The 19,958-nt window shown below is 55.9% G+C and carries 19 protein-coding genes; 13 read left to right on the forward strand and 6 right to left on the reverse strand.

Annotated elements, in window-relative coordinates; genetic code table 11:
* Positions 1-6 precede the first annotated feature (6 nt).
* Entirely contained in the window at positions 7-1,173 is a 1,167-nt protein-coding gene (locus ACREYP_RS03430; RefSeq protein ID WP_498881100.1) for an MFS transporter, read from the forward strand.
* A 1-nt stretch (position 1,174) separates the two neighbouring features.
* Here the strand turns inward: ACREYP_RS03430 and ACREYP_RS03435 are convergent, their stop codons facing one another.
* The gene (locus ACREYP_RS03435; protein WP_166878279.1) at positions 1,175-2,098 is read right to left on the reverse strand and encodes a LysR family transcriptional regulator; all 924 of its coding nucleotides are present in this window, start codon (positions 2,096-2,098) and stop codon (positions 1,175-1,177) included.
* Positions 2,099-2,328: 230 nt separating this feature from the next.
* Here ACREYP_RS03435 and lysA point away from each other — a divergent pair, with 230 nt between their 5' ends.
* Complete coding sequence (gene lysA / locus ACREYP_RS03440; protein ID WP_008458484.1) at positions 2,329-3,591, forward strand: diaminopimelate decarboxylase; 1,263 nt, start codon at positions 2,329-2,331, stop codon at positions 3,589-3,591.
* Here the strand turns inward: lysA and ACREYP_RS03445 are convergent.
* Positions 3,583-4,614 (reverse strand): LacI family DNA-binding transcriptional regulator, encoded by a 1,032-nt coding sequence (locus tag ACREYP_RS03445; protein WP_071530500.1) that lies wholly within the window; start codon positions 4,612-4,614, stop codon positions 3,583-3,585. The genes lysA and ACREYP_RS03445 overlap by 9 nt on opposite strands.
* Before the next feature lie 150 nt (positions 4,615-4,764).
* On the opposite strand from ACREYP_RS03445, the gene ACREYP_RS03450 reads away from it, so the two are divergent.
* Entirely contained in the window at positions 4,765-5,214 is a 450-nt protein-coding gene (locus tag ACREYP_RS03450; protein ID WP_336819637.1) for a GNAT family N-acetyltransferase, read from the forward strand.
* Here the strand turns inward: ACREYP_RS03450 and galR are convergent.
* Entirely contained in the window at positions 5,211-6,221 is a 1,011-nt protein-coding gene (gene galR / locus ACREYP_RS03455) for an HTH-type transcriptional regulator GalR (protein ID WP_336819636.1), read from the reverse strand. The genes ACREYP_RS03450 and galR overlap by 4 nt on opposite strands.
* Before the next feature lie 661 nt (positions 6,222-6,882).
* Between galR and aas the strand changes: the two genes are divergently transcribed.
* Entirely contained in the window at positions 6,883-9,042 is a 2,160-nt protein-coding gene (gene aas / locus ACREYP_RS03460) for a bifunctional acyl-ACP--phospholipid O-acyltransferase/long-chain-fatty-acid--ACP ligase (RefSeq protein ID WP_336819634.1), read from the forward strand.
* A complete protein-coding gene (gene lplT, locus ACREYP_RS03465) occupies positions 9,035-10,231 on the forward strand; it encodes a lysophospholipid transporter LplT (protein WP_008458475.1) in 1,197 nt (398 codons plus the stop codon). Before aas ends, lplT begins: the two co-directional genes overlap by 8 nt.
* Positions 10,232-10,264: 33 nt before the next feature.
* Here lplT and ACREYP_RS03470 read toward each other — a convergent pair whose 3' ends face one another.
* From ACREYP_RS03470 to mutH, 3 genes are all read right to left on the reverse strand, one after another.
* Complete coding sequence (locus ACREYP_RS03470) at positions 10,265-11,308, reverse strand: NADP(H)-dependent aldo-keto reductase (protein ID WP_336819633.1); 1,044 nt, start codon at positions 11,306-11,308, stop codon at positions 10,265-10,267.
* A gap of 142 nt (positions 11,309-11,450) precedes the next feature.
* Positions 11,451-11,669, reverse strand: a complete 219-nt coding sequence (locus tag ACREYP_RS03475) for a YgdI/YgdR family lipoprotein (protein ID WP_008458470.1) — start codon at positions 11,667-11,669, stop codon at positions 11,451-11,453.
* A 158-nt stretch (positions 11,670-11,827) separates the two neighbouring features.
* Positions 11,828-12,514 carry a DNA mismatch repair endonuclease MutH gene (gene mutH / locus ACREYP_RS03480; protein ID WP_008458468.1) on the reverse strand — a complete coding sequence of 229 codons (687 nt, stop codon included), beginning with the start codon at positions 12,512-12,514 and terminating at the stop codon, positions 11,828-11,830.
* A 687-nt stretch (positions 12,515-13,201) separates the two neighbouring features.
* Here mutH and rppH point away from each other — a divergent pair.
* The 8 genes from rppH (at position 13,202) to ACREYP_RS03520 (ending at position 19,958) form a co-directional block, all read left to right on the forward strand.
* Positions 13,202-13,732, forward strand: a complete 531-nt coding sequence (gene rppH / locus ACREYP_RS03485; protein WP_008458467.1) for an RNA pyrophosphohydrolase — start codon at positions 13,202-13,204, stop codon at positions 13,730-13,732.
* A 12-nt stretch (positions 13,733-13,744) separates the two neighbouring features.
* Complete coding sequence (ptsP, locus tag ACREYP_RS03490; RefSeq protein WP_008458464.1) at positions 13,745-15,991, forward strand: phosphoenolpyruvate--protein phosphotransferase; 2,247 nt, start codon at positions 13,745-13,747, stop codon at positions 15,989-15,991.
* A gap of 332 nt (positions 15,992-16,323) precedes the next feature.
* Complete coding sequence (gene lgt, locus ACREYP_RS03495) at positions 16,324-17,196, forward strand: prolipoprotein diacylglyceryl transferase (RefSeq protein WP_336819631.1); 873 nt, start codon at positions 16,324-16,326, stop codon at positions 17,194-17,196.
* Positions 17,197-17,202: 6 nt separating this feature from the next.
* Positions 17,203-17,997 carry a thymidylate synthase gene (gene thyA / locus ACREYP_RS03500; protein WP_008458459.1) on the forward strand — a complete coding sequence of 265 codons (795 nt, stop codon included), beginning with the start codon at positions 17,203-17,205 and terminating at the stop codon, positions 17,995-17,997.
* 185 nt (positions 17,998-18,182) lie between these two features.
* Entirely contained in the window at positions 18,183-18,650 is a 468-nt protein-coding gene (locus ACREYP_RS03505; RefSeq protein WP_008458457.1) for a prepilin peptidase-dependent protein, read from the forward strand.
* Complete coding sequence (locus tag ACREYP_RS03510; RefSeq protein ID WP_166995924.1) at positions 18,644-19,204, forward strand: prepilin peptidase-dependent protein; 561 nt, start codon at positions 18,644-18,646, stop codon at positions 19,202-19,204. The genes ACREYP_RS03505 and ACREYP_RS03510 overlap by 7 nt, the downstream gene beginning before the upstream one ends.
* Positions 19,201-19,635 carry a DUF2509 family protein gene (locus ACREYP_RS03515; RefSeq protein WP_336819628.1) on the forward strand — a complete coding sequence of 145 codons (435 nt, stop codon included), beginning with the start codon at positions 19,201-19,203 and terminating at the stop codon, positions 19,633-19,635. The genes ACREYP_RS03510 and ACREYP_RS03515 overlap by 4 nt, the downstream gene beginning before the upstream one ends.
* Positions 19,617-19,958, forward strand: a complete 342-nt coding sequence (locus ACREYP_RS03520) for a prepilin-type N-terminal cleavage/methylation domain-containing protein (RefSeq protein ID WP_336819626.1) — start codon at positions 19,617-19,619, stop codon at positions 19,956-19,958. Before ACREYP_RS03515 ends, ACREYP_RS03520 begins: the two co-directional genes overlap by 19 nt.

Below are 19,958 nucleotides of genomic sequence, written 5' to 3' on the forward strand. Positions count from 1 at the left end.
TATACAATGCCTGTTTCCTTACTGGCGCTGGCGATGAGTGCGTTCGCCATCGGCACGACGGAGTTCGTGATTATGGGACTGCTGCCCGAAGTGGCAGGGGATCTCCATGTCTCCATTCCCTTCGCCGGCTGGCTGATCAGCGGCTATGCGCTGGGGGTCGCCATTGGCGCGCCTATCATGGCGCTGCTGACCGCCCGACTGCCGCGCAAGCTGTCGTTAATTTTGCTGATGGTGATTTTCATTGTTGGCAACCTGCTGTGCGCCCTCGCGCTGAGCTACAACTTCCTGATGCTGGCGCGCGTTATTACGGCGCTGTGTCACGGCGCGTTCTTCGGGATTGGCGCAGTCGTCGCGGCAAGCCTCGTACCTGCCGGGCGCAAGGCTTCGGCGGTAGCGCTGATGTTTACCGGCTTGACGCTGGCTAACGTGCTGGGCGTGCCGATTGGCACCTGGTTCGGACAGCTTTACGGCTGGCGAGCTACTTTCTGGGGCGTGGCCGTTATTGGGGTGATTGCGTTTCTGGCGCTGGGAGTGAGCCTGCCTTCGCAGAAAGATGAAGAAGCCACTGACTTAAAAAGCGAAATCAAAGCGCTGGCGCACGGCAAGCTTTGGCTATCGCTTAGTATGACGGTGTTCTTCTCTGCGGCGATGTTCGCGCTGTTCAGCTATGTTGCACCGATGCTGCTACAGGTGACAGGCATTACGCCAGAGGGCGTGAGCTGGACGCTGTTCCTGATCGGTGCGGGGCTGACGGTGGGGAACATTCTGGGTGGGCGGCTGGCGGACTGGCGAGTCTCGTTCAGCCTGATCCTCAGCTTCAGCCTGATTGCGGTCTTCTCGTTACTGTTCAGCTGGACAAGCCATGCCGCATGGCTCGCGGAAATCACGCTGTTCCTGTGGGCGATGGCGGCGTTTGCCACGGTACCGGCGCTGCAAATCAACGTGGTGCTGCACGGCAAAGAAGCACCTAATCTGGTGTCCACGCTGAATATTGCGGCCTTTAACGTCGGCAATGCGCTCGGTGCCTGGGTTGGCGGCACGGTCATTGATCGTGGCTTCGGCCTGACGGCGGTGCCGGTCGCCGCGGCTGCGCTGGCAGTGGTTGGCCTGATACTTTGCCTGATTAACTTTAGCAACGGCACGGGGCATCAGCAGCCGGTGACCGGGCAATAAGCTAGCGGTTGAGCAGCGCGTTGAGCGGGTCGCTATACAGATGCATGTTGTGCTGTAAGTGGTCGCTGAACGCGCTGACCAGGGCTGATGCCGGGCGGTGCAGGGGCCGAATCAGGCTGACGGTAAAAGGCACCGCCACGCTGAACGGGCGTACCACCACGCCGCGTTCGTGGTAATCCAGCGCGGTTAACGGGTTGACGATAGACACGCCAGCCCCCGCCTGAACCATCGCGCAGACGGACGCGGCGCTGTGCGTTTCCACCACCATTCTTCGTTTTACGTCATATTCCTGAAACAGCGAGTCCAGCAGTTGCCGATAGCTGTCGGTTCTAGACAGGCTGATGTAATTTTCCCCGGCAAAATCCTGCGGTGTGAGTTCTGCTTTCGCGGCTAGTTTGTGCCCGGCGGGCAGCACGCAAACTTCATTCAGAGTGAGTAGGGTTTGGCGTTCCGTCCCGGCAGGCGTGGTGATGTTTTCCGTCAGCCCCAGGTCGTGGCGTTGGGCGGAAAGCCACTCTTCCAGCAGCGGGGATTCCTGCGGCACGATGTTCAGGCTGAGCTCCGGGTAGCGGGCCAGGAAAGGGTGTATCAGGCGCGGCAGAAATGACTGAGAAAATACCGGCAGGCAGGCAATAGACAGTTCGCCCTGGCGGAACTCACGCAGGCTTTCGGCGGCATTAATAATACGATCCAGCCCGTACCAGGAGCGCTGAACTTCTTCAAACAGCCGCAGTCCCTGAACGGTGGGGTAGAGGCGGCCCCGACTGCGCTCGAACAGCTGCAGGCCGATAAGCTTTTCAAAGCGCGCCAGCTCCCGGCTGACCGTGGGCTGGGAGGTGTGCAGCAGGCCTGCGGCTTCGGTGAGGTTGCCGGCCGTCATCACGGCGTGGAAGATTTCGATGTGGCGCAGGTTGATGGCTGGCATGGTGTTGTTCCGCTGATGTTGATTACCCTCACTCCGGCCCTATTCCTTGAAGGGGAAACAGAAATTGCATCGGGGCAATTTACTGTCCCCTCTCCCCTCTGGGGAGAGGGTTAGGGTGAGGGGCATTTTCTAAACCATATCATATTTGAATAGACTCGCTAGAAAACGATATTTTTTATCCCTCACTTTCTGTGGCGTAATAGGGAAAATGACGTTTACCGGAGTTCACCATGCCACGCTCGCTGCACGACACCACCACCGCGCTGAACGCGCAAAACTTGCTGACCCTGCCCGCTGAATTTGGCTGCCCGGTTTGGGTATATGATGCGGAGATCATTCGCCAGCAAATTGCCAAACTGCGCCAGTTTGATGTGATTCGCTTTGCCCAAAAGGCTTGCTCGAATATCCACATCCTGAAACTGATGCGTGAGCAGGGCGTGAAGGTGGATTCGGTGTCGCAGGGGGAAATCGAGCGCGCGCTGGCGGCAGGCTACAAGCCGCTGGAAAACCCGGATGATATCGTCTTTACCGCCGACGTGATCGACAACGCCACGCTGGCGCTGGTGGCCGAGCAGAAAATCCCGGTCAATATCGGATCTGTGGATATGCTGCATCAGCTCGGCGAAGTCTCGCCAGGGCACCGTGTCTGGCTGCGTATTAACCCGGGCTTTGGACACGGGCACAGCCAGAAAACCAACACCGGCGGCGAGAACAGTAAGCACGGTATCTGGCTGAGCGATATGCCGAAAGCGCTGGAAGCTATGCAGCGCTACGGCATTCATCTGGTGGGAATCCATATGCACATTGGTTCCGGCGTGGATTATGGCCATCTCGAACAGGTGTGCGGCGCGATGGTGCAGCAGGTCATCGACTTCGGCCAGGATCTTGAGGCGATTTCTGCGGGTGGTGGGCTGTCCATTCCTTACCGCGAAGGTGAGGAAACGATCAATACCGATCACTATTTCGGCCTGTGGAATACCGCGCGCGAAAAAATTGCCGCTCATCTGGGGCACCCGGTGAAGCTGGAGATCGAGCCGGGGCGTTTCCTGGTGGCGGAAGCCGGGGTGCTGGTTTCGCAGGTGCGCGCGGTGAAAGATATGGGATCCCGCCACTTTGTGCTGATCGACGCTGGTTTTAACGATCTGATGCGTCCGTCTATGTACGGCAGCTACCACCATATTTCTGCGCTGGCGGGTGACGGGAGGGATCTGTCCGCACTGGAGCCGAAAGAAACCGTGGTGGCGGGGCCGCTGTGCGAGTCCGGGGATGTATTTACCCAGCAGGAAGGCGGCAAGGTAGAAACCCGCCTGCTGCCGCCGGTAAAACCGGGTGATTACCTGGTGCTGCACGATACCGGCGCATACGGGGCTTCTATGTCCTCTAACTACAATAGTCGTCCGCTGCTGCCGGAAGTGCTGTTTGATAACGGCAGCGCGCGCCTGATTCGCCGCCGCCAGACGATTCAGGAGCTGCTGGCGCTCGAGCTACTTTGAGACTTTCCGTCCGGCCTCGAAAAAGGGGCCGGGCGCAACGGAGTCCCTCAGTACCAGCGTCCCCACAAATGGCGGGATGGGGGCTAACGGTTCGCCGCTCGCTAGCTTAATGGCCTGATCGATGGCGGTAATGATCATGTTGTCGATGGGCAGATAGACGGATGACAGCGCTGGTTCCAGCCACTGGGCGCTAGGCGCGTCATCAAAGCCGAACAGCGAAATATCCTGTGGAATACGGATCCCGGCCTGGTGCAGCGCTTTAGAGGCACCCAGCGCCATATCGTCGTTACAGGAAAACAGCGCACTGAAGGTCACGCCGCTGGTCAGCAGCTCCTGGCACAGGTGGTGCCCTTCGGTCATGCTGGAATCCCCGTATTTCACCCGGCTCTCATCCCACGCAATGCCATGTTTTTGCAGTGCTTTCCGGTACCCCATCAGGCGCGCCTTGCCGGTTGGCGTGGAAATAGGCACGGTAATGCAGGCAATTTCCCGGTGACCTTGCTGGATCAGGTATTCGGTGGCCTGAAAGGCGGCATCCTGCTGCTCGAAGAAGACGCAGCGTTCACGGGCCTGGGTGACGTCCCGGTTAATGACGACCAGCGGCACCTGAATCGCATTCATCAGCGACATCAACGCCCGTTCGCTCATAAAACGCGTGTAGAGAACGATGGCGTCGCAGTGCCTGTCCGCCAGCATTTGTACGGCATCCAGCTCTTTTTCAGGCGTGTCATGCCCGTCGGTGACAATCAGCTGTTTACCGTAGAATTCCGTGCGGCGTGAAGCCTGCTGCAGCAGGCGCCCGAAGTAGAAGCCATCGAAGGTGGAGACAACCAGCCCGATACTGTTGCTGCTGCGGTTTGCCAGCGATCGTGCCAGAAAATTAGGCTTATAGCCCAGCTCTTCCATGGCCTTAAATACCTGTTCGCGGGTGCTTGCTTTAACCTGTCCGGTGCCGTTTAACACGCGAGATACCGTCGCTTTGGAAACCCCTGCGCGTAACGAGACATCTAACATTGTTACCATTGTTTCCTTCCCGATCTGGACGCTGTCGCGATTTTCCAGCAGTTTATCACAGGAGTTTCGCCCGCAAGCGGCCTTGCCGTTTCGCCGTGCAAATTGTCGTCCCGGATCACGCTTTCAGAATTTGGTGTGGTTTTTTAGGAGTATATCGTTGTGAAAATTGTCCCGTTATACCAGGCCCCTCAGCACGCAGAGCAAGTCACGGAGTGGCTTTGGCAGGCGTTTGGCAGTCAGGAAAGCCGAGGCTTTTTTGCGTCTATTGTTGCCGCCAGCCAGCGGGAAGGCGAAATGCCCCTGACGTTTATTGCGCTGGAGGGCGAAAAGATGGTGGGGACCGTGGGGCTGTGGCGCTGTGATTTGATCAGCCGGCAGGATCTCTGGCCCTGGCTGGCGGCGCTGTATATTGATGAAAGCCAGCGAGGAAAGGGACTGGGCGAGATTTTACAGAGACACGTCGTGGAATATGCCCGCCAGCTGGGTTTTGAGTCTTTGTATCTGTATTCGGCCTGTAAGACCTATTATGAACGGTTTGGCTGGCGCTACATTGGCGACGGGCTGGATTACCCCGACCAGCCCGTACATCTTTATCAACTTACGCTTTAAGTGTTGTCGCCCGGAGAGGCCACCGAATGTCGGCGCACCAGCGTCGGGCTGAACATATGGGTGATTTCCGGCAGCGGCAGGTTTTCGGCCAGCGCCAGCGCGAGCTCTGCTGCCTGAGTCGCCATGGTCACAATCGGGTAGCGAACCGTGGTCAGCCTGGGCCGCACGTAGCGTGAAATTAACACGTCATCAAAGCCAATCAGCGAAATCTCACCGGGTACATCAATGCCGTTGTCGTTCAGCACGCCCATCGCCCCGGCGGCCATTGAGTCGTTGTAGCAGGCCACGGCGGTGAAGTTTTTGCCGCGTCCCAGCAGCTCCGTCAGGGCCTGCTCGCCGCCGCTTTCATCGGGTTCACCAAAGGTCACCAGACGCTCGTTGACGGGGATATTGTGCTCGCGGAGCGCGTCGTAGTAGCCCTGAAGGCGGTCTTCTGCGTCCGATATCTGGTGGTTGGAACAGATGTAGCCGATGCGGGTGTGCCCCTGCTGAATCAAATGGCGCGTCGCAAGCCAGGCGCCGTAGCGGTCATCCAGCGCAACGCAGCGCTGCTCAAACCCTGGCACAATGCGGTTAATGAGCACCATACCGGGGATTTGCTTCATCAGCGAAATTAGCTCCTCATCAGGGAGTTTTTTGGCGTGAACGACCAGCGCCGCGCTGCGGTGGCGAATAAGCTGTTCAATGGCCTGGCGCTCTTTTTGTTCGCTGTGGTAGCCATTGCCGATAAGCAGGAAGTTGCCGGTGCGGTAGGCAACCTGCTCCACGGCTTTAACCATCGCGCCAAAGAAGGGGTCGGAAACGTCGCCCACGATCAGGCCAATGGTTTCCGTGGCCTGTTGGGCAAGGGCTCTCGCGTTAGCGTTGGGATGATAATTCAGCGCTTCCATGGCGCTATTCACCGCCTGCTTTGAGGCATCGCTGGCTTTTGGGGAGTGGTTGATGACGCGTGAAACCGTGGCGACAGACACACCAGCCAGCCGAGCCACATCCTTAATTGTCGCCATGAAAAGCCTTCCTGTTAGGGGTAATCGTTTACACTGCGTTTAGTTTTACGGAATTCCCTGATGACTGCAAGGCAACAACTGATGGGAATATCGCAAAGTAGAGCAAAATCAAGGTGAAAGCGTGTAACGGTTACACCTGCTTCAAGAGGTTGCCTCTTTTTAGTGCATGTCGCGGATTTTTAAACGTTTCCGCCCAAATCTTTGCTTACATTTTGCAGTCGGCTGTTGCGATTTCAGCATAGCTTAATGGAAGACGCCGCTGCTACATTTGTGGTCCCAGAGGTATTGATAGGTGAAGTCAGCGATTATTTGCTGATCCTATGAATTACACCAACCTGCGCGGATGCGCAGGTTTTTTTTTGCCTGAATCCAGCCGCCTGTAACAAGAATCGAAAATTTAAACACCTGGTTGCACTTGGGCTCATTCCCTTGCTTTTTGCCGCTGGTTTCGCCGCTGGCGGCACGAGACAATTCAGATCCCAGAGGTATTGATTGGTGAGAATTCCTGGTACTCTGCTGAGTACAATTCTTTTGCACCAACCTGCGCAGATGCGCAGGTTTTTTTTTGCCATTTTTTGAGCCCCCTCCCGCACTTAACGCAACTGGTGTACTCTGCGACTCTACACTTAATGCTGACCGACAGACGACAAAGAGAGTCGCTATGCTTCTTGCTTTTTTCCGTGCGCTATTTCGCATTCTGTTCCGGGTAACTCTTTCCGGCGATCCGCAGGTGCTTCAACGCCAGCGGGTGCTGATTGTGCCAAACCACGTCTCATTTCTGGACGGGATCCTGGTTGCACTTTTTCTGCCGGTGCGCCCCGTATTTGCGGTCTACTCCTCAATAAGCCAGCAGTGGTTTATGCGCTGGCTTAAGCCGCTCATTGATTTTGTTCCGCTGGACCCGACCAAACCGATGTCTATCAAGCACCTGGTGCGCCTGGTGGAACAGGGGCGCCCGGTAGTGATTTTCCCGGAAGGACGCATCAGCGTGACCGGATCGTTGATGAAAATCTACGACGGAGCTGGATTTGTGGCGGCCAAAGCACAGGCCACGGTGGTGCCTTTGCGCATCGACGGCGCGGAGCTGACTTTCTTTAGCCGCCTGAAAGGGCTAGTAAAACGCCGGGCTTTCCCGCGTATTACCCTGCATCTTCTTCCGCCAACGTCGATTGCAATGCCAGAAGCCCCACGGGCCAGGGATCGCCGTAAAATGGCCGGCGAGATGCTGCACCAAATCATGATGGAAGCGCGCATGGCCGTGCGCCCGCGTGAGACGCTTTTTGAGGCGCTGCTGGCGGCGAAAGATCGGTATGGTTCGAGTAAAAACTGCATTGAAGACATAAATTTCAAGCCAGATACTTACAGTTCGCTGCTGAAAAAAACGCTGTTTGTGGGCCGAATCCTCGATAAATACAGCGAACAGGGTGAAACCATTGGTTTGATGTTGCCGAATGCGGCGATCAGCGCGGCGGTGATTTTTGGCGCTTCATCCCGGGGCCGTATTCCGGCAATGATGAACTACACGGCTGGCGTAAAAGGGCTGACCAGCGCGATTACGGCGGCGCAAATCAAGACGGTCTTTACCTCCCGGCAGTTCCTGGATAAGGGCAAACTGTGGCACCTGCCGGAACAGCTGACGCAGGTGCGCTGGGTGTATCTGGAAGATTTAAGGTCCACCATCACCCTGCAGGATAAAGTGTGGATCTTTGCTCATCTGCTTGCGCCTCGCCTGGCCCAGGTGAAACAGCAGCCGGAAGATGCGGCGATGGTGCTGTTTACCTCCGGCTCGGAGGGCAATCCAAAAGGCGTGGTGCACAGCCATAAAAGCCTGTTGGCCAACGTAGAGCAGATTCGCACCATCGCGGACTTCACCGCCGATGACCGGTTTATGTCCGCGCTGCCGCTCTTCCACTCTTTTGGCCTGACGGTCGGGCTGTTCACGCCGCTGCTGACCGGGGCGGAAGTGTTCCTTTACCCAAGTCCGCTGCATTACCGCGTGGTGCCGGAGCTTATTTACGACCGCAATTGCACGGTGGTCTTTGGCACCTCGACGTTCCTCGGCAACTATGCCCGTTTTGCTAACCCGTATGATTTCTTCCGCCTGCGCTATGTAGTTGCCGGGGCAGAAAAGCTGCAGGAAAGCACGAAGCAGCTGTGGCAGGACAAGTTTGGCCTGCGCATTCTGGAAGGCTACGGCGTGACCGAGTGCGCGCCGGTGGTGTCTATCAACGTGCCGATGGCGGCGAAACCGGGCACCGTGGGCCGCATTCTTCCGGCAATGGATGCTCGTCTGCTGGCTGTGCCCGGTATTGAACAGGGCGGAAGGCTACAGCTAAAAGGGCCAAACATCATGAACGGCTATCTGCGCGTGGAAAATCCGGGCGTGCTGGAGAAGCCTGAGGCTAAAAATGGCCTGGGTGAGATGGAACCCGGCTGGTACGACACCGGCGATATCGTGACCTTTGACGAGCAGGGCTATTGCGTGATTCAGGGGCGTGCGAAGCGCTTTGCCAAAATCGCCGGGGAGATGGTGTCGCTTGAGATGGTCGAACAGATGGCGATCGGCATTTCGCCTGACAAATTGCATGCAACGGTCGTTAAGCACGACGCCGCCAAAGGCGAGGCGCTGGTGATGTTTACCACCGACAGCGAGCTTAACCGCGAAAAACTTCTGCATTATGCGCGTGAGCACGGCGTGCCTGAGCTGGCGGTGCCACGCGATATTCGCTTCCTCAAACAGCTGCCTGTGTTAGGCAGCGGAAAACCAGATTTTGTCACCCTGAAAGCACAGGTTGATGAAGCGGAGAAAGCCCATGGCTGAACAGGCTGGCAATAGCGGTTCGTTGTGGTCCCGGGGAATGATGGCGGTCACCGCGGCGCAGTTTTTATCGGCTTTTGGCGATAACGCGCTGTTGTTCGCCACGCTCGCGGTGCTCAAGCAGCAGTTCTACCCGGACTGGAGCCAGCCCGTGCTGCAAATGGTGTTTGTTGGCGCGTACATCCTCTTTGCGCCGTTTGTGGGACAGGTGGCCGACAGTTTCGCCAAAGGGCGAGTGATGATGCTGGCGAACAGCATGAAGCTTGTGGGTGCGGCGGTCATTGCGCTGGGGCTGAATCCTTTTGTCGGCTACACGCTGGTGGGCATCGGCGCGGCGGCCTATTCACCGGCTAAATACGGCATTCTCGGCGAGCTGACCACTGGCGATCGGCTGGTGAAGGCCAACGGCCTGATGGAGTCTTCTACCATTGCGGCGATCCTGCTGGGATCCGTTGCCGGCGGCGTGCTGGCAGACTGGAACCTGACGGCGGCGCTGGTTGTCTGCGCGCTGGTTTACGGCGGGGCGGTGGTTGCCAACGTCTTTATCCCTAAACTTGCCGCCGCGCGCCCCGGCCAGTCGTGGCGTTTCAAGCCGATGACGCACAGTTTCTTTTCCGCCTGCCGCAGCCTTTGGCGCAGCGGAGAAACGCGCTTCTCGCTGGTAGGCACCAGCCTATTCTGGGGGGCGGGCGTGACGCTGCGATTCCTGCTGGTGCTGTGGGTACCGGTGGCGTTAGGGATCACGGATAACGCGACGCCGACTTACCTTAATGCGATGGTGGCGGTTGGGATTGTGGTGGGGGCCGGAGCAGCCGCGAAGTTGGTGACTTTGGAAACCGTTGCCCGCTGCATGCCCGCCGGGATTTTAATCGGCGTTGGCGTACTGATTTTTGCTCTACAGCATTCTCTGTTGCCGTCTTACGCTTTGCTGGTGTTGATTGGCCTGTTGGGCGGTTTCTTTGTGGTGCCGCTTAACGCGCTGCTGCAGGAGCGCGGCAAGCACACGGTCGGGGCAGGTAACGCCATTGCCGTGCAAAACCTTGGTGAAAACACGGCCATGCTTTTGATGCTGGGTCTGTTCTCACTGGCGGTGAAAACCGGGGCGTCCATCGTTGGCATTGGCATTGGATTTGGGGCGGTGTTTGCGCTGGCGATTAGCGCCCTGTGGCTGTGGCAAATCAAACATAAATAGCAAAAAGGCCCTCTTTTGGAGGGCCTTAGTTTTTTACGGTGCCGGGTAAGTATAGAGGCGATGCACCGCTTCAATCTCCTCAATCACCTCTTCGCTTAGCGTCAAATGCAGGCTTTCAAGGTTGGTTTTCAGCTGTTCCAGCGTCGTGGCGCCGAGCAGCGTGCTGGCCACAAACGGCTGACGGCGAACGAAGGCCAGCGCCATTTGCGCCGGGTCGATATTATGGCGTTTAGCTATTTCTACGTAGGCCGCAACGGCTTTTTGCGACTGCTCGCCGCTGTAGCGGGTGAAGCGGCTAAACAGCGTGTTGCGAGCGCCGGCCGGTTTGGCTCCGTTAAGGTATTTGCCCGACAGCACGCCGAAGGCTAGGCAGGAATAAGCGAGCAGCTCAACGCCTTCGTGCTGGCTGATTTCAGACAGGCCAACTTCAAAGCTGCGGTTTAACAGGCTGTAGGGGTTTTGAATGGTCACGATGCGCGGCAGATCGTGTTTTTCCGCAAGCTGCAGGTAGCGCATCACGCCCCACGGGGTTTCGTTCGAGACGCCGATATAGCGAATTTTCCCGGCACGCTGGCACTCGGTCAGCGCTTCAAGGGTTTCCAGCAGCGTTACCGGCAGCGAGGTCGTGTCGCTCCAGGTGTAGCCCAGTTTGCCAAACATGTTGGTCTGACGCTGCGGCCAGTGAACCTGGTAGAGGTCGAGGTAATCGGTTTGCAGGCGTTTGAGGCTGGCATCCAGCGCCTCGCGGATGTTTTTCCGGTCGAGGATCTGGTTTGGGCGGATGCCCGCGTCGTTGTTGCGGGTGGGGCCAGTGACTTTGGAAGCAACAACCAGTTTTTCGCGGTTGCCGCGAGCTTTAAGCCAGCTGCCGACATAGCTCTCGGTTAAGCCCTGGGTTTCCGGGCGCGGCGGCACCGGGTACATTTCCGCGACATCAATCAGATTCACGCCCTGACTGACGGCGTAGTCGAGCTGCTGGTGGGCATCGGCCTCGCTGTTTTGTTCACCAAAGGTCATGGTTCCCAGCCCCAGCGTGCTGACTTCAAGTGAACTGTGGGGGATACGGTGATAGTGCATAGCCGGCTTCCTGTTGTTCTTTTGACTCGTCAGGCATCGTTACCCGACAAAAGGTCTATAAACATGGCAGAGGCCGGAGCAAAGCGAAAGAGGGGAAAAGAAGAAAAATCATCAGGCCAGCCGAGGGGCTGACCCTGCGAGATTAGCGCTCAATAATCTGGGAAACGTCGTTGCGGTTGATCTGCATTTCATTACCTTGCTGGTCACGATAGCTTACCAGACCGGTATCTTCATCGACCTTCGGCTTGCCCTCGGTCAAAATCATTCGTCCATCTTTGGTGGCCATTACGTAGTCACTGCTGCAGCCTGAAACGGCAAAGGCAAGACCAATGGCGGAGATTGCTACTGCCCATTTAGTCATCGGTATGTTCCTCGTCAGGAAGGGATCTTGTTAATAAGTTTAGTAATAACCTGATGAACAGGGGAAAGAAAGCGGTAAATTCTTAATAGGACGAGGGAAATGTAACATTCCCCGGTACTTACTGACAGAACCCTGGATTCCATTCTCTGCGGCGGCTATTAGAGCGTGAAGTGCCGTGCGAGAAGAGCTGCGGTGAAATTCTTCTTTAAGTAGAAGCCGCGAGGTAACGTGAGAATAGGTGAGCCGTCCGCGCCAATAGCCTCTGTTAACGCCCGGCTGTTGGCGGCTTTTGGCCGCAGCTGCAGCACTTCGCCGTGACGGGCGGTAATGCGCTCGACCTGGCCCAGCACGATCAAATCCATCAGTTCTTCCCAGTCCAGGCGCAGCTGCTGTTCTTCCTCTTCTGAAGGGCTCCATAATAGCGGAGAACCCACGTGCCGCTCGGCAAGCGGGATCTGCCTTTCTCCCTCAACCGGGATCCACAGCACGCGCTTGAGCTTATGCCGCACATGGCTGGTTTCCCAAATGACGCCGCTATTACCGGTTAACGGCGCGACGCAGACGAACGTGGTTTCCAGCGGACGGCCAAGGCTATCCACCGGGATCGTTTTCAGTTCGATCCCGAGCGCGGCAAAGTCTTGCTCGGGCTTGCTGCCCGCGCTGGCACCCAGCCACAGCTCCAGCAGCACGCCAATCCAGCCTTTATCGCGCTTCAGGTCTTTCGGCGTCTGTAAGCCAGCGCAGGCTGCCAGTTCGCCCAGAGTATAACCGGCGACGCTTTGCGCCTGTTGGAGCAGCTCGGCTTCACTGCGTGGGGGCGTGATGAGCGGACGTATTGGTTGCATAACTCGTTGATGTTTTTTGGTTAAAAAATGAACGCACTTTGTGCACAGCGAAAGCTTAGTTTAGTCGTCTGAGGATAAGATTAACAATATTCTGATTTATAATGAGTTTTTAAAGTCAGCCGTTTCGTTGCAGCAACGTTAAAAAGGCTTTTCCAAATCTGGTCACTGACAATGAACAGGATCTTACACCATGTTATCCACAGAAAAGTGGGATAACTGGGAAAAAGCATGACTACTGGTTCCATTTACAGCCTTGACGAGGCGCTAAAATACAATTTATCACCGATTTGTGACTAACTTGTTGGCACAATCTGTGGATAAAAACAACATTGTGCGATCTTTCATCAGTAGACGATCTTCATATGTGACGATCATCACATTATGAAACTCGTGTGTCATTTTTATAGTATTATGATTATGAAATTTAAAGGCTTTAATGTGTGGCAGGATTGCTCCTTATTTTAGTTGTCCTGAGTTGTCCCGATGTAATTCGGTAGTTCTTCACAGTTATATCCACAGAAAAAGTGAATAAAACCGCCGGTTTTGACCGTCCCCTGTTTATAACCCGGCTCTCTTTTGTGAGTTATTCAAATGTTATTCCATGCGAGCGCCGCCGAGAGAGTGGTTTACCGCCTGACACTTGTATGAAACAATCGATGCAATCTAAGTTTGTTTTGAGGTAGTCCGGTGATCGATGATGATGGCTACCGCCCCAACGTTGGGATCGTAATATGTAATCGGCAGGGACAGGTGATGTGGGCGCGACGCTTTGGCCAACATTCCTGGCAATTTCCCCAGGGGGGTATTAATCCTGGCGAGTCCGCTGAACAGGCAATGTACCGGGAGCTTTTCGAAGAAGTCGGTCTACAAAGAAAAGATGTTCGCATTCTTGCCTCGACCCGAAACTGGTTGCGTTACAAATTACCTAAACGTTTGGTGCGTTGGGACACAAAGCCGGTTTGTATCGGCCAAAAACAAAAATGGTTTCTTTTGCAGTTGCTGAGCAGCGACGGTGAGATCAACATGCAAACCAGCAGTACGCCGGAATTCGATGGCTGGCGCTGGGTCAGTTATTGGTATCCGGTCCGTCAGGTTGTTTCATTCAAGCGCGATGTCTATCGCCGGGTAATGAAAGAGTTTGCCAGCGTGGTGATGCCACTGCAGGAAGTTACGCCACCACGCAATAACTCGCCGGCATGGCGACGTAAAAGAGGTTAAGTCACGCGAAAAATGCTCACCCGTCTGCGAGAAATAGTCGAAAAGGTCGCCAGTGCCCCGCGCCTCAATGAGGCGCTGGACATTTTGGTGACTGACATCTGCCTTGCGATGGATACCGAGGTTTGCTCGGTTTATCTCGCCGACCACGAGCGCCGCTGTTTTTACCTTATGGCGACGCGTGGGTTAAAGAAACCGCGCGGCCGCACCGTCACGCTTGCCTTTGATGAAGGTATTGTTGGCCTGGTTGGGCGGCTCGCGGAGCCGATTAACCTTGCAGATGCGCAAAAACACCCCAGCTTTAAATATGTGCCCGCCGTAAAAGAGGAGCGTTTTCGTGCGTTCCTCGGCGTGCCTATTATCCAGCGCCGTCAGCTTCTGGGAGTGCTGGTTGTTCAGCAGCGTGAACACCGGCAGTACGATGAGAGCGAAGAGTCTTTCCTCGTTACGCTGGCGACGCAAATGGCCGGGATATTATCGCAGTCTCAGTTAGCGGCCCTGTTTGGACAGTATCGCCAGACCCGTATCCGCGCGCTGCCTGCGTCGCCTGGCGTGGCGATTGCCGAAGGCTGGATGGACACAACCGTCCCGCTGATGGAGCAAGTTTTTGAAGCGTCGACCCTGGACACGGCGCTTGAGCGTGAGCGTCTGACCGCCGCGCTGGAAGAGGCTTCCGGGGAATTCCGCCGCTACAGCAAGCGTTTTGCCGCCGGGGCTCAGAAAGAGACTGCGGCGATTTTCGATCTTTACTCTCACCTGCTGACCGACGCCCGCCTGCGGCGTGAGCTTTTTGCTGAAGTGGATAAAGGCCTGGTCGCTGAATGGGCCGTGAAAACGGTGGTGGAGAAGTTTGCTGAACAGTTTGCCAGTCTTTCAGATAGCTACCTGAAAGAGCGAGCGGGCGACCTCAGAGCGCTGGGGCAGCGCCTGTTGTTCCACCTAGATGACACGATTCAAAGCCCGAATACCTGGCCTGAGCGCTTTGTGCTGGTTGCCGATGAACTTTCAGCCACCACGCTTGCCGAACTGCCGCAAAACCGTCTCGCGGGCGTTGTCGTGCGCGATGGTGCGGCAAACTCTCATGCCGCCATTATGGTCCGTGCGCTCGGTATCCCAACCGTCATGGGCGCGGATATTCAGCCATCGGCTCTGCATCGCCGAATGCTGATCGTGGACGGCTATCGCGGTGAATTGCTGGTGGATCCTGAGCCGGTTTTGCTGCAGGAATACCAGCGCCTGGTGACCGAGGAGAACGAACTTAGTCGCCTGGCGGAAGATGATGTGGAGCAGCCCGCGGCGTTAAAAAGCGGCGAGCGGGTGCAGGTCATGCTGAATGCCGGGCTTAGTCCTGAGCATGAAGAACAGCTTGGTAGCCGTATCGACGGCATCGGGCTGTACCGCACCGAAATTCCTTTTATGCTGCAAAGCGGTTTCCCGTCCGAAGAAGAGCAGGTTGCACAGTATCAGGGCATGTTGCAGATGTTTAACGACAAACCTGTGACGCTGCGAACGCTGGACGTCGGGGCGGATAAACAGCTTCCGTATATGCCTATCAGCGAGGAGAATCCCTGTCTTGGCTGGCGAGGCATTCGTATTACGCTGGATCAGCCAGAGATCTTTCTGATCCAGGTTCGCGCCATGCTGCGTGCGAATGCGGCCACGGGGAATTTGAGTATCCTGCTGCCGATGATCACCAGCATTGATGAAATCGATGATGCTCGCAGACTTATCGATCGTGCGGGCCGGGAAGTCGAAGAGGAATTAGGCTACCAGTTGCCGAAGTTCAGGCTTGGGGTGATGGTTGAAGTGCCTTCCATGGTGTTCATGCTGGGGCATCTGGCCGGGCGTATTGATTTTATTTCCGTTGGTACAAACGACCTGACTCAGTATCTGCTGGCGGTTGACCGTAACAACACGAGGGTGGCTAACCTTTACGATAGCCTGCATCCGGCGATGCTGCGTACGCTGAACCTGATTGCCCGTGAGGCCGAGCGCTATGACCTCGATCTGTGCCTGTGCGGTGAAATGGCTGGTGACCCGATGTGCGTCGCGATTCTTGTGGGCATGGGGTACCGTCATCTTTCAATGAACGGCCGTTCCGTCGCGCGTATTAAATACCTGTTACGCCATATTCAGCTTGAAGAAGCCGAAGTGCTTGCTCAGCGTACCCTTGAGGCTCAAATGGCGACAGAAGTGCGCCACCAGGTAGCGGCGTTTATGGAGCGCCGCGGCATGGGTGGCCTGATTCGCGGTGGGCGCTGATCCGTTCTCAATGTCCCGATCTCACCGGGACATTTTCCCCGTCTGACAACAAGGGAAAAAGCGTGGTTTTTCCCTTGTTGTGGCCCATCTTCCGAAAACCCCAAAGGGGTTTCCCTGTTCGTTTTCTTCGATGCCTGGTGTTGGTTCACACTCCCGGATACGCGCTGAATGCCCCGGTACCACCGGGACATTACACATCTTTTACAACTTCCGTAATCAATCACTCTGGCTGTTTGTGCTATGATCCGCTGCTTTCGGAGCGCATCGAGAGTGGTGCGTACTTGCCACTCACCTTCTATTTTGGGTGAGGTAACAATAGCTTGTGGTGACAGATGAATAGTGGCTATCTGCGTTTCCCTGAATTTGATCCGGTGCTTTTCTCCATCGGGCCGGTTTCCCTGCACTGGTACGGGCTCATGTACCTGGTCGGGTTCGTGTTTGCCATGTGGCTTGCCGGGCGCCGCGCCAGCCGTCCGGGCAGCGGCTGGACGAAAAATGAAGTAGAGAATCTGCTGTATGCAGGTTTCCTTGGCGTGTTCCTGGGGGGACGCCTGGGCTATGTCTTCTTCTACAATCTGCCGGTCTTCCTTGCCGATCCTCTCTACCTGTTCAAAGTCTGGGACGGCGGTATGTCCTTCCACGGCGGCCTGATCGGTGTTATCTGCGTGATGATTTGGTTTGCGCGCCGCACCAAGCGTACTTTCTTCCAGGTCTCTGATTTTATTGCTCCGCTGATCCCGTTTGGTTTAGGGGCTGGGCGCCTCGGCAACTTTATCAATGGCGAACTGTGGGGCCGCGTTGACCCGAACTTCCGCTTCGCCATGCTGTTCCCTGGTTCACGCAGTGAAGACGTTGGCCTGCTGGCAACGCACCCGGAATGGCAATCGCTGTTCAATACCTACGGCGTACTGCCTCGCCACCCGTCTCAGCTTTATGAGCTGGCGCTGGAAGGGGTTGTCCTGTTCATCATCCTGAACCTGTTTATTCGTAAGCCTCGCCCAATGGGGGCCGTCTCTGGCCTGTTCCTGATTGGCTACGGTGCGTTCCGTATCATCGTCGAATTCTTCCGCCAGCCGGATGCGCAGTTCACCGGCACCTGGGTACAGTACATCAGCATGGGGCAGATCCTGTCGATTCCGATGATTGTTGCCGGTATCATTATGATGGTCTGGGCTTACCGCCGTCCGCAGCAGCAACTTTCGTGAGGTGACATGAAACAGTATCTTGATTTGATGAAAAAAGTGCTCGAAGAGGGCACGCCAAAAGCGGACCGTACCGGTACCGGCACGTTGTCGATTTTTGGGCATCAAATGCGCTTTAACCTGCAGGAAGGCTTCCCGCTGGTTACCACCAAAAAATGTCACCTGCGTTCGATCATTCATGAGCTGCTGTGGTTCCTGAATGGCGATACCAATATCGCGTACCTGAAGGAAAACAAGGTGACGATTTGGGACGAATGGGCGGATGAAAACGGCGATCTCGGCCCGGTTTACGGCAAGCAGTGGCGTTCCTGGGCAACCCCTGACGGGCGTTATATTGATCAGCTAACCACCGTGCTCAACCAGTTGAAAAACGATCCCGATTCTCGGCGCATTATTGTCTCTGCGTGGAACGTGGGCGAGCTGGATAAAATGGCGCTGGCCCCTTGCCACGCGTTTTTCCAGTTCTATGTGGCAGACGGCAAACTCTCTTGCCAACTCTACCAGCGCTCTTGCGACATCTTCCTTGGTTTGCCGTTCAACATCGCCAGCTATGCGCTGCTGGTGCATATGATGGCGCAGCAGTGCGACCTGGAAGTGGGCGACTTTGTCTGGACCGGGGGCGATACGCACCTGTACAGCAATCACCTGGAACAGACACGTCTGCAGCTAACCCGTGAACCGCGCGCGCTGCCTAAGCTGGTTATCAAACGTAAGCCGGAGTCATTGTTTGACTACCGTTTCGAAGACTTCGAGATTGAAGGCTACGATCCGCATCCGGCGATCAAAGCGCCTGTCGCCATTTAACCTGCCGACAGAGTGACAGAACCGGTGCCTGAGTGCGCCGGTTTTTTTTGCCCTGGTTTTGCTTCTTCGGCATTGATTCCAGAGCGTATACAACTCTCCGTAACGCCTTAATTATCTTCCGATATGTGTCGCATCATCTGATTTGCGAACTGGCTGATTCAACCTCTGTGGCCCACACTCCTCCCATGAAAATCAACCAACGTGGTTTTAGCATTATTGAGGTGATGGTGGTGATAGCCATTGTTGCCGTACTCAGCGCTGGTGGGCTTCACGGCTGGCACGAGTGGCAGCAGAGAGTGCAGTTGCGGCAAACGGCTCAGCAACTGAGTCACTTTCTCTCGCGGCTAAGAAATGATGCCAACTGGCACAACCAAACCCATCTTTTGGCGCTGCATCAATTGGGGAAAAGCTGGTGCCTGACAAGCCGTGCCGCTGAAGAAAACTGTTCGGGAAACTCAAATCTGACGTTTACCCCCGAGTTTGACGATATCGTCGTGGAGGATATGACTGCCGGGTTAGGTTTCTACGGTATTCGCAACACAGCCTGGCCAGGCCACCTTATTGTGAAAAGTCAGGTCGGGCGCTGGAAAGTGACGCTCTCGGTTTGGGGGCGCATCCGGCTGTGCGAAATGTCCGGAGACAAGTCATGTTGAGCGCTCAGAGAGGGTTTACGTTACTCGAAACGCTTATTGCGATGGCCTTGAGCAGCGTGCTGCTGCTAGGCACTTCAAGGCTTTTCCCCGCTTTGCAGGGCGAGGTTTTACGCCAGTACAGCTACGTTGCTCAGCAGGAAGCGCTTTGGCAAATGGCGTTCACCGTTGGAAAAAATTTACAGCGTGCGGGTTATTGCCGAGGGAAGTGTCAGGGGGAGGCTGTAAAGCTTATGAACAACGGAAACTGCGTGGTATTGCAGTGGGATGCCAACGGTAATGGCCGGTGGGACACGACCCCTGGTAGTCAAAATGAACAGACGGGCTATCGCTTGCGTAACGGCAGCCTGGAGACTCAAAAGGGCGTAGAGCATTGTGAAGGTACCGGCTGGGAAAGAATGTCTGACCCGACGCAATTGGTGGTGCAGCATTTTTCCGTGGTTCGCCTGAATCGCAAAACCGGCAGGCCTTTATTCCTCGTGAGTCTTGCTGCATATCTGAAGCAAGGTGGGCGTCCTGTGGAGCTTAGCTACACGGTGAGTGGAGAAAATTCATGAGCGGCAAGCAAGAGAAAGGGAGCACCTCTTTGCTGATGGTATTGATGCTGCTTGCAGTTGGTTCTCTGATGCTGAGTGGGCTTTCCCGGCAACTTAGCGCCCAGCGCTTTGAGGTTGCCGCCGAAATTCAGTTTATTAAAAATCAGACGGCTGCAAGATCTGCGCTGGCATGGGGGGAAAAACAAAGCTGGCAACCCCAGAGAAGCTGGCAATGTCAGTTTGAGTCGCGTAATCAGTGGCACGCCTGCCTGCATCTAACCGATAAAGGTGAGGCCTTACTGGCTGCTTCCGGTTCTGTTGCCGGGCCCACGCTACCGTTCACATTGTGGCGCTGGGGGGGACTTCAGGGGAATAAATTAGTGGCCTCCGCGCAGGGCTGGCTGGATTTTTGCCCTTTACTGGACGATGACTTATGCAAACTGCCTCGATAGTTTCCCGGCAGCATGGGTTCAGCCTCCCGGAGGTGCTATGTGCCCTGGCGCTGTTTGCGATAGTGATGACCGCATTGCTGGGGTACCACGGTGTATTGCAGCAGGGTTTCACCAGCCAATGGCAGCTAAGGCAGCTGTGGCGAGTCGCGCGTGAGCAGACCGAGCCAGAAGTTCCTCCACTTTCAGATGCATGGAATGTGCATCAACAGCAGACATCGTCTTTGGGATGTGTCAGCATCGACGTTACTGTAACAAGTCCAGAGGGCCGGATAGCGCAGCTTTTGAGGCTCGATTGCCCACGGTCAGAACAACGTCAGGAGTAG

The sequence above is a fragment of the Enterobacter sp. TMH.L2 genome, from assembly GCF_050847315.1.
Lineage (GTDB): Bacteria > Pseudomonadota > Gammaproteobacteria > Enterobacterales > Enterobacteriaceae > Cedecea.